The 17,579-nt window shown below is 25.7% G+C and carries 19 protein-coding genes; 13 read left to right on the plus strand and 6 right to left on the minus strand.

What is annotated here, in order from left to right; all coding sequences use genetic code 11:
* The first annotated feature begins 176 nt into the window (after positions 1-176).
* The 8 genes from RYM86_RS06405 (at position 177) to RYM86_RS06440 (ending at position 7,469) form a co-directional block, all read left to right on the plus strand.
* Positions 177-881 carry a lantibiotic protection ABC transporter ATP-binding protein gene (locus RYM86_RS06405; RefSeq protein WP_315078826.1) on the plus strand — a complete coding sequence of 235 codons (705 nt, stop codon included), beginning with the start codon at positions 177-179 and terminating at the stop codon, positions 879-881.
* Between the two features lie 2 nt (positions 882-883).
* On the plus strand, positions 884-1,633 hold the full coding sequence (locus tag RYM86_RS06410; protein ID WP_315078828.1) for a lantibiotic immunity ABC transporter MutE/EpiE family permease subunit: 750 nt from the start codon (positions 884-886) through the stop codon (positions 1,631-1,633).
* A 3-nt stretch (positions 1,634-1,636) separates the two neighbouring features.
* Complete coding sequence (locus RYM86_RS06415) at positions 1,637-2,395, plus strand: lantibiotic immunity ABC transporter MutG family permease subunit (protein WP_315078830.1); 759 nt, start codon at positions 1,637-1,639, stop codon at positions 2,393-2,395.
* A gap of 141 nt (positions 2,396-2,536) precedes the next feature.
* Positions 2,537-3,127, plus strand: a complete 591-nt coding sequence (locus RYM86_RS06420; RefSeq protein ID WP_315078832.1) for a hypothetical protein — start codon at positions 2,537-2,539, stop codon at positions 3,125-3,127.
* A gap of 21 nt (positions 3,128-3,148) precedes the next feature.
* Positions 3,149-3,811 (plus strand): response regulator transcription factor, encoded by a 663-nt coding sequence (locus tag RYM86_RS06425; RefSeq protein ID WP_315078834.1) that lies wholly within the window; start codon positions 3,149-3,151, stop codon positions 3,809-3,811.
* Positions 3,799-5,160, plus strand: a complete 1,362-nt coding sequence (locus RYM86_RS06430; RefSeq protein ID WP_315078835.1) for a HAMP domain-containing sensor histidine kinase — start codon at positions 3,799-3,801, stop codon at positions 5,158-5,160. Before RYM86_RS06425 ends, RYM86_RS06430 begins: the two co-directional genes overlap by 13 nt.
* A gap of 346 nt (positions 5,161-5,506) precedes the next feature.
* On the plus strand, positions 5,507-6,385 hold the full coding sequence (locus RYM86_RS06435) for an ABC transporter ATP-binding protein (protein ID WP_315078837.1): 879 nt from the start codon (positions 5,507-5,509) through the stop codon (positions 6,383-6,385).
* 1 nt (position 6,386) lies between these two features.
* Positions 6,387-7,469 (plus strand): hypothetical protein, encoded by a 1,083-nt coding sequence (locus RYM86_RS06440; RefSeq protein WP_315078839.1) that lies wholly within the window; start codon positions 6,387-6,389, stop codon positions 7,467-7,469.
* A gap of 310 nt (positions 7,470-7,779) precedes the next feature.
* On the opposite strand, the gene RYM86_RS06445 is transcribed toward RYM86_RS06440, so the two are convergent.
* The gene (locus RYM86_RS06445) at positions 7,780-7,974 is read right to left on the minus strand and encodes a hypothetical protein (RefSeq protein ID WP_315078840.1); all 195 of its coding nucleotides are present in this window, start codon (positions 7,972-7,974) and stop codon (positions 7,780-7,782) included.
* Between the two features lie 324 nt (positions 7,975-8,298).
* Between RYM86_RS06445 and RYM86_RS06450 the strand changes: the two genes are divergently transcribed.
* Complete coding sequence (locus tag RYM86_RS06450) at positions 8,299-8,985, plus strand: NAD(P)H-dependent oxidoreductase (RefSeq protein ID WP_315078841.1); 687 nt, start codon at positions 8,299-8,301, stop codon at positions 8,983-8,985.
* Between the two features lie 44 nt (positions 8,986-9,029).
* Here the strand turns inward: RYM86_RS06450 and RYM86_RS06455 are convergent, their stop codons facing one another.
* The gene (locus RYM86_RS06455) at positions 9,030-9,473 is read right to left on the minus strand and encodes a HepT-like ribonuclease domain-containing protein (protein ID WP_315078842.1); all 444 of its coding nucleotides are present in this window, start codon (positions 9,471-9,473) and stop codon (positions 9,030-9,032) included.
* Positions 9,460-9,885 (minus strand): nucleotidyltransferase domain-containing protein, encoded by a 426-nt coding sequence (locus RYM86_RS06460; protein ID WP_315078844.1) that lies wholly within the window; start codon positions 9,883-9,885, stop codon positions 9,460-9,462. Before RYM86_RS06460 ends, RYM86_RS06455 begins: the two co-directional genes overlap by 14 nt.
* Before the next feature lie 234 nt (positions 9,886-10,119).
* Between RYM86_RS06460 and RYM86_RS06465 the strand changes: the two genes are divergently transcribed.
* Complete coding sequence (locus RYM86_RS06465) at positions 10,120-11,400, plus strand: DUF4179 domain-containing protein (protein WP_315078846.1); 1,281 nt, start codon at positions 10,120-10,122, stop codon at positions 11,398-11,400.
* A gap of 179 nt (positions 11,401-11,579) precedes the next feature.
* On the opposite strand, the gene RYM86_RS06470 is transcribed toward RYM86_RS06465, so the two are convergent.
* Positions 11,580-11,936, minus strand: coding sequence for a DUF2500 domain-containing protein (locus RYM86_RS06470; protein WP_315078848.1), 357 nt, complete (start codon positions 11,934-11,936; stop codon positions 11,580-11,582).
* A gap of 184 nt (positions 11,937-12,120) precedes the next feature.
* Between RYM86_RS06470 and RYM86_RS06475 the strand changes: the two genes are divergently transcribed.
* Positions 12,121-13,404 carry a DUF4179 domain-containing protein gene (locus tag RYM86_RS06475; RefSeq protein ID WP_315078849.1) on the plus strand — a complete coding sequence of 428 codons (1,284 nt, stop codon included), beginning with the start codon at positions 12,121-12,123 and terminating at the stop codon, positions 13,402-13,404.
* 136 nt (positions 13,405-13,540) lie between these two features.
* Positions 13,541-14,254, plus strand: coding sequence for a DUF4179 domain-containing protein (locus RYM86_RS06480; protein WP_315078851.1), 714 nt, complete (start codon positions 13,541-13,543; stop codon positions 14,252-14,254).
* A 16-nt stretch (positions 14,255-14,270) separates the two neighbouring features.
* Here the strand turns inward: RYM86_RS06480 and RYM86_RS06485 are convergent, their stop codons facing one another.
* Positions 14,271-15,737 (minus strand): oligosaccharide flippase family protein, encoded by a 1,467-nt coding sequence (locus RYM86_RS06485; protein ID WP_315078853.1) that lies wholly within the window; start codon positions 15,735-15,737, stop codon positions 14,271-14,273.
* Positions 15,738-15,905: 168 nt separating this feature from the next.
* Between RYM86_RS06485 and RYM86_RS06490 the strand changes: the two genes are divergently transcribed.
* Positions 15,906-16,454 (plus strand): 2'-5' RNA ligase family protein, encoded by a 549-nt coding sequence (locus tag RYM86_RS06490; protein WP_315078855.1) that lies wholly within the window; start codon positions 15,906-15,908, stop codon positions 16,452-16,454.
* Positions 16,455-16,843: 389 nt separating this feature from the next.
* Here the strand turns inward: RYM86_RS06490 and RYM86_RS06495 are convergent, their stop codons facing one another.
* Positions 16,844-17,296 carry a heme-binding protein gene (locus RYM86_RS06495; RefSeq protein ID WP_315078858.1) on the minus strand — a complete coding sequence of 151 codons (453 nt, stop codon included), beginning with the start codon at positions 17,294-17,296 and terminating at the stop codon, positions 16,844-16,846.
* Between the last annotated feature and the right edge of the window lie 283 nt (positions 17,297-17,579).

Below are 17,579 nucleotides of genomic sequence, written 5' to 3' on the forward strand. Positions count from 1 at the left end.
CAATGCCACTTTACCTATCGCATATATAAACACATATTTAAACAAAGCCTATAATTTAGAAATTTAATATAAGAAAACAAAAAGATTCATCAATTTTTAGTGATGAATCTTTTTTCATTTCCTTATAGTTTTCTTATAATTAGAAGTTATTCTTTTATTGTATGGAGGAATGAAAAATGAAGGATATTATTTTAGAAACAAAAAATTTAAGTAAGAGATTTAAAAAACAAGAGGCAGTTAAGGAGGTATCTATTAAAGTTGAGAAAAATTCTATTTATGGCTTATTAGGTCCTAATGGTGCAGGAAAGTCAACTATATTAAAGATGATTACAGGGATGATTAAGCCTAGCTTTGGAGAAATATTATTTAATGATCATAAATGGAATAGAGCAGATTTAAAGTTTATAGGGTCTTTAATAGAAAGTGCTCCATTATATGAAAATTTAAGTGCAATGGAAAATTTAAAAGTTAGAACTACAGTACTTGGACTTCCAGATTCAAGAATTGATGAAGTTCTTGATATAGTTGATCTTAAAAATACTGGAAAGAAAAAATCAGGGCAGTTTTCAATGGGAATGAAACAAAGGCTTGGAATTGCAATTGCATTACTTAATAATCCTAAACTATTGATTTTAGATGAACCAACTAATGGTCTTGATCCTTTTGGAATACAAGAACTTAGAGAACTTATAAAATCTTTCCCAAGCAAAGGAATTACAGTTATATTATCAAGTCATATATTAAGTGAAGTAGAGCATATTGCTGACCATATTGGAATTATATGTGGTGGTGTTTTAGGCTATCAAGGAGAATTAAGAAAAGGTGAAGAATTAGAAAAACTATTTATAGATATTGCAGGAAAGTATAGAAGGGAAGAGTAAAAATGCTTAAATATTTTTTATCAGAAAATAGAAAAACAAAAAATACCTTTTTAAATAAACTTGTATGGTTAGCGCCAATATTAACAATTTTATTATCAATGTTTCTTGCAGTGGATTATTTTCAAGTTGACAGTTATAACTGGTGGTATACAATGATGTTACCTGGCTCACTTTCATTAGGTTGTTGTCTTTTAAGTAGAGTCGATGGGAAAATGAAAAATAAAGGTGTATTATCGCTTCCGGTAGATTTAAAAAAAATATGGATTGCAAAGATTTTAGTAGGGATAAAGAATTTATCTATTTCATGTATTATTATTTTGTTATGTAGTCAGTTAGGTGTATTTTTAATTAACTTAGACAGTATGAAAGAAATCGCTTTAGTAAACAGAGTTTATGCAACAATATTAATTATTATTACGTTTATGTGGCAAATTCCATTAAATATTTTTTTAGAAAATAAGATAGGATTATTTGGGACTATAATTTTAGGTCTAGGAGCTAATATTTTCTTTGGAATTATGGCTATAAAAAGTTATTGGTGGATGATTCCTTTTTCTTATCCATTTAGAATGATGTGTCCAGTTTTAGGGGTTTTACCTAATGGCTTATTAGCAGTACCAGAAAGTCAAACATTTACGCCGGAGTTACTTTCTTATTCATCTATTCCATTTGGCATAATAGTCTCAACTATTTTATTTTTAATACTAACTTATTTAAGTGCTAAATGGTATGAAAGAAGAGAGGTATCATAAATTATGAATGCAATTTTTCGTTTAATGAAAGCAGATTTTATCAAGTTAAAACGTACCTCATTTTACTGGATTCACATTTGTGTGCCACTTATAGGAGCATTTCTATTCTTATGGTATTTTTCTTTTTCATCATTGAGTAGTACAGGCAAGGTACAAGGATATTTAGAAGCTATAGCATTAGCATATCCTATGATAATAGGTATTGTAACTTCAATGGTAGTAGAACAAGAATCTATGGCTGGAGGATTTAAAGAAATTTTAGGAACTGAATATGGAAAAGGAAAATGTCTCATAAGTAAAGTACTTATATTGCTTTGTACAGGATTTTTATCTACTATATTAGCAATAGGAATTTTCTTTATTGGATTTCAATATGTTTTAAAGCAAAACTTATTGCCTTTAAATTTTTATATTTACCAAACATTAATTATATTTGCAAGTCAGATTTTTCTTTATTTATTTCATTTATGGATAAGTTTCATATTAGGAAATGGCGGATCTATTGGGATTGGTATATTTGAAAGTTTAACTTCAGCATTGATGCTTACAGGCCTTGGCGATGGCTTGTGGCAATGGATACCATGTTCATGGGGAGTAAGATTTTCAGATTATTTTACTATGAATTGGCTGAATTTAGGATCTAAATCTAATGAATTTGCAAGTATTTACGTTGGAACTCAAAATAGTATTGCAATAACAATTTTATTAGGAGTACTTTTTGGAGTCTGGTTTAAATTTTATGAAGGGACAAAGTATGTTTAAAATATAAAGATCCTGTTTTAAACAATGTTAAAATTTAAAATAACCTTTTTGGAGATTATTATAATATTTTAAGTTATCTCTTATTTCAGTATAATAAACATATATTAATAAGAAAATGATTAATATTTGAAGGGGATTACTGTGAAGAGGTTAGTTTTAGTGTTATTAACTTTGATATCATTTACAACACTTGTAGGGTGCCAAAAAATCACGAACAATATTAAATTAGTATATGAGCCATTATCAGAAAAAGAAGAATGTTTGTTAAATCTTACGGAAAATAGAATATTAATGTACAAATTAAATAATATACCTGGTGATATAAAATATCATATTTCATTAATTTATGAAGTTTATAAAAATACAGAAAAAATAAAAGAAGAAGTTATTACAGGTTTTACGCAAGATGAACATAGTGGAAAAAGCGAGAATAAAAAAATGGGATTAAATATTCAAAATAATGAAATAAGATTTATTTGGGGCAAAGAAGGAGCTTATGCTATTGGAAGCTATAATTTAGAAGAAGATTTGAGTAAGTATTCAAAGGCTTTTTTTATGAATAATGCAAATTTAGCAATTGGAACAGATATATACATTTATTATGCTAATTTAGGAGATGGAATTAGTATGGATATCCCTTTAGGAGTACCAGTTGATTTAAATGACCTAAATGATCTTTTAAAAGATAGCGAATATACTGTTTTAATTAAATTATCTTTTGAAGAAATATAAAAAATTTGGAGGAGAATAAAGTTGGCTCATATTTTAGCTATAGATGATGAAGTGGGAATATTAAACATTATAAAAGTTGCATTAGAAAAAGAAGGACATATAGTAACTATTGTTTTTAATGCTAACGAAATATCATATAATCAATACACTAAATATGATTTAATACTTCTGGATGTAATGATGCCAGAAATTGATGGCTTTACTTTATGCAATAAAATCAGGAATTTAGTAGATTGCCCTATTCTATTTTTGACAGCAAAGACTATGGAGGAAGATATAGTTAAGGGACTTAGTTTTGGTGGGGATGATTATATAACAAAACCTTTTGGAATAAGTGAACTAAGAGCTAGAGTAAGTGCACATTTAAGAAGAGAACGTAGAGAAAAACAAAATGCCTTTTATATTTCTGAACTTAAATTTTATATAAATGCAAAAGAAGTATATCATGATGAAGAATTAGTTTCATTTACTAAAAGTGAATATAATATATGTGAATATTTAGCATTAAATCATGGGCAAGTATTTTCAAAAGAGCAAATTTATGAAAGTGTTTTTGGCTTTGATGGTCATAGTGATACAACAGCTATTGTAGAGCATATTAAAAATATAAGAAGTAAGCTTAAGAAAATAGATATAAACACAATAGAAACAGTTTGGGGGATTGGCTACAAGTGGAAAGATTAAAGAAACAAAAAAGTATAGCTAAGATATTTGCCATGTATATAGCTATGTTTTGCATAATTACAATCCTGCAAATTCTAATTATTTCATTTTTATTTTTTGTAGGTCTTAGAAGTGGAATTATTTTACCAGCTAATTATTATGAGCAAATGATAGAAAAACATAGAGATGAGATTGCAACAGTAGACAAAGTAACAGAATTTATACCTAAGGAATGTAATTATGTAATCTATGATTTAAATGGAAAAATGAATAGTGGTAATGTATCAGAAGAAAATGCACTAGGAATATGGAAAATGATTAAAGATGATAGAACTAGTTATGGTAATAATTATTATAAGATAATACCAAGAGGCAATGAAATTTGTGCTATAGGATATAAATTAACAGCTCAGTTCTCCAATCCAATTTTACGTAAATATCTTCCAAGTGCTGAAGGTTGTCCAGTAATTTTATTTATTATAACATTTATATTAGGAGTAATAATATTATCTAAATGTTTTAGTAAAAGAGTAGCTAAAGAAATGAAGATTTTAAAAAATATTACTGAAAGCATAAAGGTAGAGAATTTAAATTTTGAGACAGAAGAATCAAGTATAACTGAAATTAACGAAGTACTATTAGCTTTAGACAAAATGAGATTAGAATTAAATGTATCACTTAATAAACAGTGGAATTTAGAAAAATCACGAAAAGATCAGATAGCAGCTTTAGCACATGATATAAAGACTCCATTAACAATTATTAAAGGAAATGCAGAACTTTTAAATGAACTTAATTTAAACTCTGATCAAATTATATTTAATAAAAATATATTAAGTGAAATCAATAATATAGAGTATTATATAAAATCTTTAATAGAAATTATGAAATCAGAAAAAGAAATGATTCTTAAAAAAGAAAATGTAAATTTAAAAACATTTGTAGATGAAATAATAGAGCAAGGAATTTTATTAACAAAAAATAAGCAAATTAAATTTATAGATGAAGTTAAAACAAATATAGAAATAATTAATGTTGATAGGGTGTCTTTAAAACGTGCAATCACAAACATTATTACTAATGCAATTGATTATTGTTCTGTAAAAGGTGAAATTTTATTTAGTGTTTACTCGAGTGAGGAGCATATAAGTTTTTCAATTGAAGATAGCGGAAGAGGTTTTACTAAGGAAGAATTAGATTCAGCAACAGAACAGTTTTATCAAGGTGATAAAAGTAGAAATTCTAAAAACCATTATGGTATGGGTTTATATATCACTAGAAATATTATAAAAAAACATGGTGGAAATCTTATATTAGAAAATTCAAAGGAAATGGGTGGAGCAAAAGTAATTATTAAATTACCATTATAAAAAAATTAAATAAACTATTTTAAAACACTAATAGTTATATAAGTTTAAATATTAGTACAATTAATTTTTATTGAAATAAGTGCAATAGCATACAATAATCTTCGATGGAAACTAAACGAGTAAAGCTAACATCATTTTTTATCTTAAAAGATTTCTTATAAAGATAATCATTCGATTTGAGTATTGCAACATACGAAAAATCGAATGAAATGTCATTGAAACACAAGACTGTGAATATATGTTAAGATATTTTTAAGAAATAACTAATGTTTTTATAAGCTATAGTTTATTATAATTTAAGTGTACTATATAAAATAGTACACTTAATACAAATAGGAGGATTGCTATGATTATTGAAATAAAAGATTTAGAAAAGAAATTCAATAAAAATACTATTGCTCTACACAATATAGATTTAAGCATTGACAAGGGAATTTTTGGTTTACTAGGGAAAAATGGATCTGGTAAAACAACATTAATGAGAATAATAACAACATTGATGGAACCAACAAAAGGACAGGTTAATATTTTAGGATCAGAAGCTAAAGCAAAAAATTATGCAGAAATCAAAAAGAATATAGGATATCTTCCACAAGAGTTTGGATTTTATAAGGATTTTACTGTATTAGAGATAATGAATTATATATCTATATTATCAAATATAGACAAATCTTCAGTGAAGGAGAAGATAGAAAAAACTCTAAAAAATGTAGGTATGTACAATGATAGAAAGAAAAAATATAAAGAGCTATCTGGTGGGATGAAAAGACGAGTAGGTCTAGCACAGGCAATGTTAAATGAACCTAAAATTTTGATAGTTGATGAACCAACTGCTGGTGTAGATCCGGAAGAAAGAATAAAAATAAGGAATCTACTAAATGAGTATAGTCAAGATAACACAGTTTTGTTCTCAACTCATATTGTGGAGGATATTGAGAATACTTGCAACAAACTTGCTATTTTAAATGAAGGCAAGTTAATATTTAATGGGGATTTAAGCAGTTTGCTTAAGTCAGCTTCTGGAACTTTGTGGGAATGTTCATTTTCTAGCATAGAAGAGTTTAATAATTTTAAAAATAAGCATAATGTTTTATCTTATAAACATGAAGAACAAGGAATTATTGCTAAAGTTATAAATGAAGGTTCACATTTGAATAATAGCAGGCCAGCAAATGTTTCTCTTGAAGAAGCTTATGTATATATGACTGTAAAGGAAGGGATATAGTATGCAAAGCTTAAAATTAACGTTATTTGAAATGAAAAAACAAATTACAAGTATAAGTTTTATAACTATAACTGCAATATTTATTATTTTTGCTATAATTCAAATGGGAGAAATTTTTCATTATCCAGTTAAGAATAATCAAGATATTACTTACCTTAAGGAACATGGTGAAGATGATTATTTGTATGTTAATGCATCTCCGGAAGAATTAAGGATTAATACCATAGATTATTTAAATAGAACTATATCTCAGGACCAAATGAAAAAAGAGGATGCAAATGTAATTAAAAATTTAATTACTAAAATGGAACAAGAAAATTTAAATTTTGATCAAGCATATAAAATTTTATCAAAAGAAAATCTAGATTTAATCTCTTGGTTAGATGCCTGTAAGGCTCAATTTGGGCATAAGGTAGGAACAATTGATGAGATTAATCAGAACATGAAAATCATTTTAGACGGAAAAGGATACAGTACTGTTTTTTTTGAAAAGTATGTAACATATATGCAATTAATATGTGCAATGCTTATTCTTCCTTTATTCATATTATTGTTTACTAAAGATGTAGGATATAATATGAATGAGATTATATCTATCCAGCCAATATCTGCGATTCGTTATATTTTATGTAGATATATTGGATGTCTTTTACCAGTTTTATCAATAGTGTATATATTGGGTTTAGCTATGAACTTTTATATTATCCATAGATTTCAAACTGCTGGATGGCAAATTAATTATGAATTCTTCTTTAAAGATTATATGACTTTTATTGCTCCAACTATATTATTTCTAAGCTCTCTTATAATGTTCTTAGTATTATTTCTAAAGAAATCTATTGCTGTATTTCCATTGTATATTTTTTATGTTATCTTTAATGCAACTCAAGGTGCTTTTTTAGGTCAAAACCGAGTAAATTCACTTTATAAATGTGTCATTCGTTTAGATAATATAATTCCATATAATAATTTTATTTTATTAAATCGAGGATTGTATTTAGTGTTATCAGTTATTTTAATTATTATTTCTTGTATACTTTATAAATATTCAAGAAATAATCCAAGGAGGGCTGTAACCTTATGAGATCTTTAATTCATTATAATTTAAAACTCTTATTTTCACCACTTAAATGGCTTTGTTGCCTTCTATTTATTATTCTTATGTCTATATCAATGTATACTCCTACTTATTATGATTTTACAAATATTTGTGAGATATATATCCCACTGATAGGTATTATACTTATAACAGATATTATGTTAATTGATAAGCAGAATGATATGACAGAAGTATTATATGTTTCAAATAGCAATTTAAAAAAGACCTTTTGGTTTAGATATTTTATAATTGGAATTTTGCTTGCTGTCTTTATTTTATTAGCAAATGAAATTTTTTATATTAAAATGTACTTTAATGGTGAGCCATCTTTAAATGAGCCTATTACACATTTACAATTTTTAATTATTTCATTATTTAGTACCTTACTTTTGGGAACATTATCTATGACTATAGCAAATATTTTTTCTAACTCATATATAGGGTATGGATTTTCCATTGTATATTGGTTATATTGGATTATTAATCCCAAGAAGCAGTCAATATTTAATTTGTTTCCATTTGTAGCTAAGCCTACTGAATATATATCTTATATTTTAATAGAATTTGGATTTATTATTTTCTTATTATTACTAAATTCCATATTAGTTCAGAAGAGTCCATTTTTTATTATAGATAAATTCTCAAAATGTATATTTAAATATTAAGTAAGATAAGTAGAAATAATGATTAGATGACAAGCAATTTTAACTAAATACATACTTAAAACAGAGCCAAATTTATTAAAGAATTAAATGTATTAAGTACACTAAATTGCAAATAATAAAATAAATAGGTAAATGCAAGGAGTGTTCTTATGAAAAAATTACTTTATATAACTGTAAACTCAAAGCCTGAGGAGTTGTCTGCAAGTAAAACTGTAGGAAGGGCTTTTGTAAATAGATTTTTAGAGAGACATGATGACTTTGAAATGAAGGAGCTAGATTTATATAAGTGTCATATACCAAGACTTGAGTATGAATATTTTGAAAAGAGAAGCTGTCTAGTAAATAAAGAAGCATTTAATAAGCTAGATAAAAAACAGCAAGAAGAAGTCAATAAAATAATTAAACTAACAGATCAATTTAAAGATGCAGATGTATATGTAATTGCTGCACCAATGTGGAGTATGTCTTTTCCAGCTCCATTAAAAGAATACATTGATTGCATAGTTATGGATGGAAAAACAGTTGATATAAAAGATGGAGAAAAACCAGAGGGGTTATTAAATGATAAACCAAGAGGTGCTGTATATATACAATCATCTGGAGCAAAAATGAATGTATTATTAAAGATGGTGATGGATAAAGGTGTTCATTATATAGAAAGTATAATGAAATTTATGGGGATTGAAAAATTTGAAGAACTATTAGTAGATGGAACAGGAACAACAGAAGAAGAAAGAACCAAGGCCATAGAAAAAGCTATTGAAAAGATAGATTCTGTAATAGATGGTATATCTTTCGATAATGCTATAGATATTTTTGTGCAGTTTGTAAATTAATTATTAAAATATTACTGGAAATTGTGAATTCCAGTAATATTTTTTTATTTTAGAACTAAAGTTATTTTCTCAGCAGATATTTCGAGAAACATATCTAAAGTTTTCATTTCTTTTCTACAGATATTTAAAATTCTATCTCTTGATAATTTTCTTTGATAATAATCATGTATATATCTATTTCTTAATTTAACAATTCCCTGAAGTCTTTTTGAATCTTCTTTAGATATAAAACCAAAGTCGCTAGATAATTGGATTATATCTGGTCCAGATTTATTGGGTATGAAATTATAAGTTGAAACTAAATAAGTTTCGCACATATCAATTATAAATTCACAAAAAGAATTGAAATAAGATATCATAGCTTCATCAATTATTTCATCTTCACTATTTGGACTTCTTTCTAAACACTCTCGTATTCTAATTAAAGAAACTTTACTTTCAGAAAATTTTTCTTCTAACTTTTCTTTTTTGTATTTATAATAAACCATTTCTATACTCCTTTAAATATTTTAAATTTTCTTCGCTTATTATTTTCAAGTACTCCCTATCTCTTTTAAAAGTAGAGTATCCAAGAACGTAATCTAAATATTTTTCTTCTAAAATAATTATCTTATCATTATTATTTATAAGTAGTTCACCAAATGGATAAACAAAACCATTTATAAATGTTAGATGAATATTATCATGTTGAAAATGACTTTGTAAAATAGGCATTAAATAATCTTCAATTTCCAGTTCGTCTTCCCATTCTAGTTCTTTAATAGGTAGAATCATAATATCTATATCACTTCTGTTTTTATCAAAACAATCTTCATTATAACTTCCAAAAGTACCAATACATATAATGTTTTTTAGATTATTTAAATTTAATGTACAATCAGATAATTTAACTCTATCCATATATTATCACTCCAATTAGATTTTATTATATATATCTTTATTATAGCATAAAGCAATTAATGAAAATATATACTGATATTTAAGGGTATATATTATGCTTGATAAGTAAAAATAACTGGGGATATTTAAATAATTAATAGTCTAAATGGTAACTATTTGTAAAAAATCACTATAAATGGTAGAATGTATAGTGGCAAGATAGATTAATTAAATATTTTAAAGAGAGAGAGTTTAATGATAAATAAGAAATTAAGTAAAATATTAGGGCCAGTTCTTGGTGTTATGGTATTTATGACAAGTACAGGAATAGGACAAGTAAAAGCATTAGCAGATGATAATGTAAGTGAGGCTTCAGCAACTTGCGAAAATACAAGCTGTGATAAGGAGAAAGATTATTCGATTAATATAAATAAAAGTGTTGAACAAAATGGTGTAAAAGTAACTTTAGATAAGGTGATTGGAACAAAACATAATTTAGAAGTAGTAGTTAAAATTGAAAGTGACAAGCCTTTTGATACAGAAAATTATAATAATATAATATCAGAAGTTACATTTGGAAAAAGTGATTGCTGGGGCGGCGGCTCATCAGAGGATTATATAAACGATAAAACCCTATTAGTAACTATAGAAAAAGAAATTGATGATGAAGAGTTTCCTGAAAAGGGAGAATTAAGAGTAGATTTAGTAATGCCTAATTATAAAATTAATGTAGGAATAGATACTTATGTAGATTTTTCAGAAGCATTTAAAAATACATTAGAAATGAAATCATCTTCTAAAATACCTGAATTCAATTTTACATTAAATAAATTGGAGTCTAATGTTATGGGAACAAGACTTGAGTGTACTATACCATGGCAAGACTTTGATGAAAGACGAAAAGATCCTGTAGAATCTCAATATTCTTTAATGATATTAAAAGCTGGAGATAGGATGTATGAAACAGATAAATCAGGCAGTCATTCTTCAAATCATGAAAATATTATAGAAACATATGAAAGCAAATCAGTAACTTATGATAAAGTTAAAGATAACCAAAAATTAAGTTTAATACCAATAGTTTGTTATATGTCTAGAGATGAAATAAACAAAATGTATAATGAAGATGAAATAAAGAATAATGAAAAATTAAATTCTAATAAAGAAACGCTTAATAATGTTAGATATTTAAAATTATTTGAATTTTCTGATGGAACTAAGGGAGAGATATATAATATAGAAAGAAAAGATAATACAGTAAAAGTATATTGCAAAGGAGATTCAGAAAAAGAAAGTTTATTAATGGCAAGCAATATGTTTATGAATTATGATTTTAACGAGGATGAGATTATATTTAGCGATATGTATAATAATAGGAAAAACATGAGCTTTTATAAAGATTCTAATGAGGATTTAGGATATGTTGTAGAATTTAATAATGTGGAGAAAGATAGGATGATAAATTTAAATATTAAACCTGTTATAAATCAAATAGATAAATTTAAGATAGGAAAAGAAGTTGAACTATCTAAGTAACAGTTTAGTTTTTTAGAGTTAAACCTTAGGGCTGTTAGATTTAAAATGTTGAGTTACACCATAAAAAGTAGTTTAAAATAAGACTACTTTTTATGGTGTTTATTTAATTTAGAACTAAAGTTATTTTCTCGGCAGATATTAAAATTGTATTTTGTAAGAATTAATATTCATATTATATTTTAAAAGTTTCTTTCAAAGTTCTTATATCTTGTCCCCTGAAAAGTTAATTTACCAATATCACCCTCTACAAGAATTCCATATTCTGAACCATCAACATGGAATTCTATCCTGTCACCACTATCTACTTCAAAAGTAACGTAGTAAGTAGAACTAGAAGAAGAGCTGATATTATTAGCAGCACCATTAGCATGATGATTTACATGACATCTTTTGGTCACTACTTTTGCATCAACGGTAAGAAGTGGAGATTTATTATTCTTACTCCATTCTTTAATTCCATTAAAAACAATAAAAATAATCATACAAAAAATAAATAAAGGTACTAAGTTAAATAAAAGACCAAATGAATTAAACAAAATAATCTCTCCTTAAATTAATTATTAAATAGATTATATCATAAAACAATTTTTAAGTATAAAATGCATGTTAGAATCAGTTGTGTTTAAGGTGTGTGAATTATATCAAATGTGCATAAAAACACAATTGATGGTAAAATATTATTATAAAGTAAAAATAAGTAAAAATTGAGGGGGAATTTTAATGCTAAATAAAAAGATTAGTAGAATGCTAGGTCCAGTTCTTGGAATTATGGTATTTGCGACAAGCTTAGGTGTAGGACAAGTTAAGATTTTAGCAGATGATAATGTAAATAAGGCTTCAGAAATTTACGAAAATGCAATTTCTGAAAAAGACAAGGATTATTTTATTAATATTAATAAGAGTGTTGAACAAAATGGTGTAAAAGTAACTTTAGAGAAAGCTATTGCAACAAAACATGATTTAAAATTATCAATTAAAATAAAAAGTGAAAAGCCATTTGATATTGAAAAAATGGAGAGAATAACAGCTGAAGTAACTTATGGAGAGATTGATATAAATAGAAGTAGTCAAGCAACGATGCATTTAGATGAGAATACAATTTTAATATATATTGATCAAAGCACATATGAAGATGAAATGTTAGAAAAGGGTGAATTAAGAATAGATTTAATTATGCCACAATACAAAGTTAATGCTGGTATAGATGCTTATGTAGATTTTTCTGAATCATTTAAAAATACAATAGAAAAAGACATAAATGCTAAAATTCCAGAGTTTGATTTTACATTAAATAAACTTGTATCAAGTGTAATGGGTACAAAAATTTTTTATACTGCTCCATATAAAGAATTTGATGATATAAATAATAATCCAGCAGAATGCTCGTATTCTATCATGGTTTTAAAGGCTGGAGAAAGAATGTATACATTAAATCAAATAGGTGGCCATTCTTTTGGTGATGATTTAGTTAATGGAACCTATATTTCAGAAGGAGCAACTTATGATAAAATCAAGGATGCTAAAAATATAAGTATTATACCTTTAATTTGTTATATGACGCAAGATGAAATGGATGAGATATATAAATCAGAAGGTAGAGTTGAAATTTATGAAAAAATGGATAAGCTTAAAGAAATAAAAGATAATGTTAGATATTTAAAATCATTTGAATTTTCTGATGGAAGTAAAGGCGAAATATATAATATAGAGCGTAATGATGATGTAGTAAAAGTGTATTGCAAATGTAATTTAGAAAAAGAAACACTTTTGATGGTGAATAATATTGATATGTATCAAGAACTTGATGATAATATATTCGATGTTAAAGATATGTATGATAGTTCAACTCATATGAGTTTTTATAAAGATTCAAATGATTCACTTGGATATATTGTTGAGTTTAGTAATGTACCAAAAGATAAAATTATGAATATAAATATTGATTCTAATATAAGTAAAATAGATAAATATGAAATAGGAAATGAAGTAGAATTATCTAAATAATAATGTTTTAAGTTAGAAATAAAAAAATTAAATTGAGTTTATTATAGGACTTTAATGAAGCTCTAATTAATAACTTATAAATTATTTTGATTTAATGATTAAAATTTAAAGTTGAATTTTTAAAGGGGAGAGTTTAATGATAAATAGAAAAATAAGTAGAATTTTAGGAGCAATACTTGGTGTTATGGTATTTATGACAAGCTTAGGAGTAGGGCAAGCTAAAGTTTTTGCAGATGATAATGTAAATACAGCTGAAATGAATCTAGAAAATACATTTTGTGACACTTATAAAGATTATTCAGTTAAAATAAATAAAAGTGTTGAGCAAAATGGAATTAAAATAACTTTAGATAGTGCTATTGGGACAAAGCATAATTTAAGTGTGGTTGTAAAGGTAGAAAGTGATAAGCCTTTTGATAAGGAAAAGTTAGATAATTTTATAAGTGAAGTAAGTTTTGCCAATAGTTATGATAATAGTGATAGTAAATGGTTTGAGCATTTAGATGATAAGTCATTTTTGCTACATTTAGAAGAGAAAAATCGTGATGATGAATTTGCAGAGAAAGGAGACCTTAGAGTAGATATTGCATTCCCGCATTATAAAGTTAATGTTGGAATAGAGTCTTACGTAGATTTTTCAGAATCATATAAAAAAATAACCCAAGAAAAATTATTCACTAAAATATCTGAATTTAATTTAAATTTAGATGAATTGGAATCTGATATCATGGGAACAAGAATTAAATATAGTGGATATTATGATGCAAACAATAGTGATGAAGAATCAGTAAATTCTTTTATGATATTAAAAAACGGAAATAAAATGTATAGAGCTGATTCAATTAGTTAAATAAAGTATTTATATATTAGATGGGTCTTTTTAATATCTTAAATTTACATAGTAATTTAGTAGAAATATCGTATAAAACTTTATCTTTTGTAATAAGAAGAATTACTAAATAAGTAAGACTACATAACACAATATCTGTTAGACATAAAATGATAGGACTAAATATATAGTGCTTTAAAATAATAGTTATTGGAATAAACGATATTGAATAGAAAAGATATTTTATATTTTCAAAAGCAAATAAATTAATATCAAGTTTAAGCATTTTCTTTACAACACCATATTGTAATATTATTACTAACAAATTTGCTATTAATGTGGTAATTATAGCTGTTAATATTGTAAACTTTCCTATAAAAACTAGTAACACGTTTAAGAAAAAATTAAAGATTCCACCTAAGAGTATTAACACAGAATCAATCTTTTCTTTTTTATAAAGATATAAAATTTGATTTGATATAATGTTTTGAATTCCTAAACTTAGCATATACATAGAGAATACAGCAAGTACCGGAATTGCTTGTAGGTAGATGCCTTTTCCAAATACTAATATAATTTCTTTTGATAAACATGCAAGTCCAATTGATGCTGGAAATAAAAACAAGAAATAAATCGTAACTATTCTTTTTAATAATATTAAATACTCATTTTTTGAATCATTTCCTAAATAATTTGATAATCTTGGCATTGAAACGGTAACTAGCGTAAGCATTAATGTGTTAACTAAATTCATAATTCTTTGAGCTGTATAATAATAACCTACATCTGTTGTCCCAAGATTTCCTTTTACCATAAATTTATCTAGTTGTGTGTATAAAACACCTACATTTGAAAGTATTACAGCATAAATCATAGGCTTTATATGTCTCATAAAATGCATATTAGAAAAATCAAAAGGTATTTCTTTTTTTATATATATGAAACTTATAATATTATTTAAGAAGTTACTTCCTATAAGTAGATATAAATAAAGCAAATAATCTTCTTTATGCTTTATAAGAAGTAAAGTTAAAATGCAACTAATAATTCTTATAATCACAGTTTTTGTAGCAATGAATCCGTAATTTTCTAAAGCTTGATTTACCCATTCTACATAAAAAATATTAAATGATAAATTTAATCCCATAAGTACATAGGTATAAAAATAAGCTTCATTTCTATAGTTAACAACTGTAAATAACATATATATTGAAACAGCTAAAATATTTGTTATTGTTGTCAAAACAAACAAACTGGGAAAGGTTTGTTTAAGTTTAATTTTATTATCACGAACTCTACTTATTTCCCTTACTCCATAAGTATATACACCAAAACTTGCAAAAATTAAAAAATAAGAAGTTAATGAATCACTAGATCCAATAAAACCATATAATTCTTCACCAATAGTACTTGAAATCATTTGGAATATCATTATTGGAAGAATTATATTAAATAAATTTAAAATTGAATTAAATATGGCATTTTTCGATATTGATTTAGACATTACTAATCTCCTATATATCAACTTTTATTTTACAAGTTTATATTTTATTGGGTTAAATGTCAATTGTGTGGTTAGAAAGTAAGAAAATATTAATTTTATAAGATATATAATTAAAATAACAGAAATAGAGATAATAATAAGTAAATAACAAAGAAAAGGAGAAGTTTTATGAGGTATGTAGTAGTATGTGCAGTAAAAGGGGAAGCAGGAGATTTTAATAATAATTTAAGGAAAGAGCTTTTTAAGAATTTAAAGGCAAAGTCGTCTAAGTTACCAGCTCATTTTACTATTAAGGCTCCTTTTGAATATGATGGAGATATTACAGAATTAATTAATGTTCTTGAAGAAGTAACTCAAAAAGAAAAGATAACACCTTTTAAAATAAGCGGTTATGATCATTTTGGTGATAGAGTAGTGTATATGAATGTAGAGATGTCTGATGAAGGTAAAAGAGTTCATGATAAAATAATAGAAAAAATGAGCTTAGTTCCATATATTGAATTTGACAAAAGTGATGGCAAAGATAAAACATTTCATGTAACTTTAGCATCGAAAAGAATAAGATCTATTTATACAAAGGTATGGGAATATGTAAATCAGTATCCCTGTGAATTTGAATGTTTGTTTGATAATATTACAATATATAATTGGGATGAAGGAACTTGGAAAGTATATAAAGAATTTAAATTTTTAGGCTCTGTTTTAAATATGTGTTGATATATGCAATAGGTAAAGTGGCATTGTAATTGGACTTTGAGAATTCTCAATGAGTATTGTAACATTTACTGCTTGTCTCAATTTTATATTGGGAGCAAGCTAAAATGGGACTATAGTCATTTTAGTATTCCTAAGTTCAATTACTCCGTCCATTTTGCATATACATATATCAACACTCTGCTAAAACATAGCCAATTTTTAAAACAGGTTCTGTTTCAAATATGTGTTAATCTATGCAATTATTTTATCAGGGTTTACTTATGTATACAGGAACACTTTACTAAAATAAAGTATAAAAATAATAAGGGAATTGTTATAGAATTTTATAACAATTCCCTTATTTGTTTGTATATATTTATATAGCGCTTATTGAGGGGAGTGTATAAACACTATTCTAGTGAGGCTTTTGCTATTATTATATCTTGATCAGAAGTACCACCACTAACGCCAACAGCACCGATATAGTTTCCATTTTTAGTAATAGGTATACCTCCTCCAAAGACACAAAGTTTACCTGGAATTATATTTTCTAATCCATAAAATGGTTTACCAGGTTGTACAAGATTATAGAGTTTTTCTGTTGGCATTTTTAAAGCAATTGCAGTGTAAGCTTTATTAAAAGAAGCAGAAAGACTTATTAAAATTGCGTCATCCATTTTATGCTGTGCTATCATATTTCCACCATCATCTACGACTGTTATAACTACAGGAATATTTATTTCATCGGCTTTCTTTTCACATTTATCTATTATATCTTTTGCTGTTCTTAATTTAAGCTTATTATCATTTAAAGAATTAATTAATTTTGTTGTTATTTTTTTAGCTAAATCATCATTAATCATTTTAAATCACTCCAATAAAAGAAAGTATTATAAAGTAATAAAAATCTAGTATAAAGATATTATACATTTTAAATTTGTTCAAAACATGTAAATTACAAGTGTATATTTGTAAAATTCAAACTAATACTTAAACTTAAATGTTTTTAGTTAGGATAGTATCATTATTAATATTTGTAGCTATGTTACCATTAAATTTAATTATAATAATGACTTTGTAGTATAAAAAATAGAAAAGATCTCAATCTTACTATGAAAAGGTCTGCATTTTACATAGAAGAATAAA

The organism is uncultured Clostridium sp. (assembly GCF_963527835.1).
GTDB lineage: Bacteria > Bacillota > Clostridia > Clostridiales > Clostridiaceae > Clostridium.

Bases quoted from the DNA above. Each gene is read 5' to 3' on its own strand.
- RYM86_RS06440 (WP_315078839.1), top strand. From the start codon at position 6,387: ATGCAAAGCTTAAAATTAACGTTATTTGAAATGAAAAAACAAATTACA.
- RYM86_RS06490 (WP_315078855.1), top strand. From the start codon at position 15,906: ATGAGGTATGTAGTAGTATGTGCAGTAAAAGGGGAAGCAGGAGATTTT.
- RYM86_RS06455 (WP_315078842.1), bottom strand. From the start codon at position 9,473: ATGGTTTATTATAAATACAAAAAAGAAAAGTTAGAAGAAAAATTTTCT.
- RYM86_RS06480 (WP_315078851.1), top strand. From the start codon at position 13,541: ATGATAAATAGAAAAATAAGTAGAATTTTAGGAGCAATACTTGGTGTT.
- RYM86_RS06495 (WP_315078858.1), bottom strand. From the start codon at position 17,296: ATGATTAATGATGATTTAGCTAAAAAAATAACAACAAAATTAATTAAT.
- RYM86_RS06485 (WP_315078853.1), bottom strand. From the start codon at position 15,737: ATGTCTAAATCAATATCGAAAAATGCCATATTTAATTCAATTTTAAAT.
- RYM86_RS06475 (WP_315078849.1), top strand. From the start codon at position 12,121: ATGCTAAATAAAAAGATTAGTAGAATGCTAGGTCCAGTTCTTGGAATT.
- RYM86_RS06460 (WP_315078844.1), bottom strand. From the start codon at position 9,885: ATGGATAGAGTTAAATTATCTGATTGTACATTAAATTTAAATAATCTA.
- RYM86_RS06450 (WP_315078841.1), top strand. From the start codon at position 8,299: ATGAAAAAATTACTTTATATAACTGTAAACTCAAAGCCTGAGGAGTTG.
- RYM86_RS06435 (WP_315078837.1), top strand. From the start codon at position 5,507: ATGATTATTGAAATAAAAGATTTAGAAAAGAAATTCAATAAAAATACT.
- RYM86_RS06410 (WP_315078828.1), top strand. From the start codon at position 884: ATGCTTAAATATTTTTTATCAGAAAATAGAAAAACAAAAAATACCTTT.
- RYM86_RS06465 (WP_315078846.1), top strand. From the start codon at position 10,120: ATGATAAATAAGAAATTAAGTAAAATATTAGGGCCAGTTCTTGGTGTT.
- RYM86_RS06415 (WP_315078830.1), top strand. From the start codon at position 1,637: ATGAATGCAATTTTTCGTTTAATGAAAGCAGATTTTATCAAGTTAAAA.
- RYM86_RS06405 (WP_315078826.1), top strand. From the start codon at position 177: ATGAAGGATATTATTTTAGAAACAAAAAATTTAAGTAAGAGATTTAAA.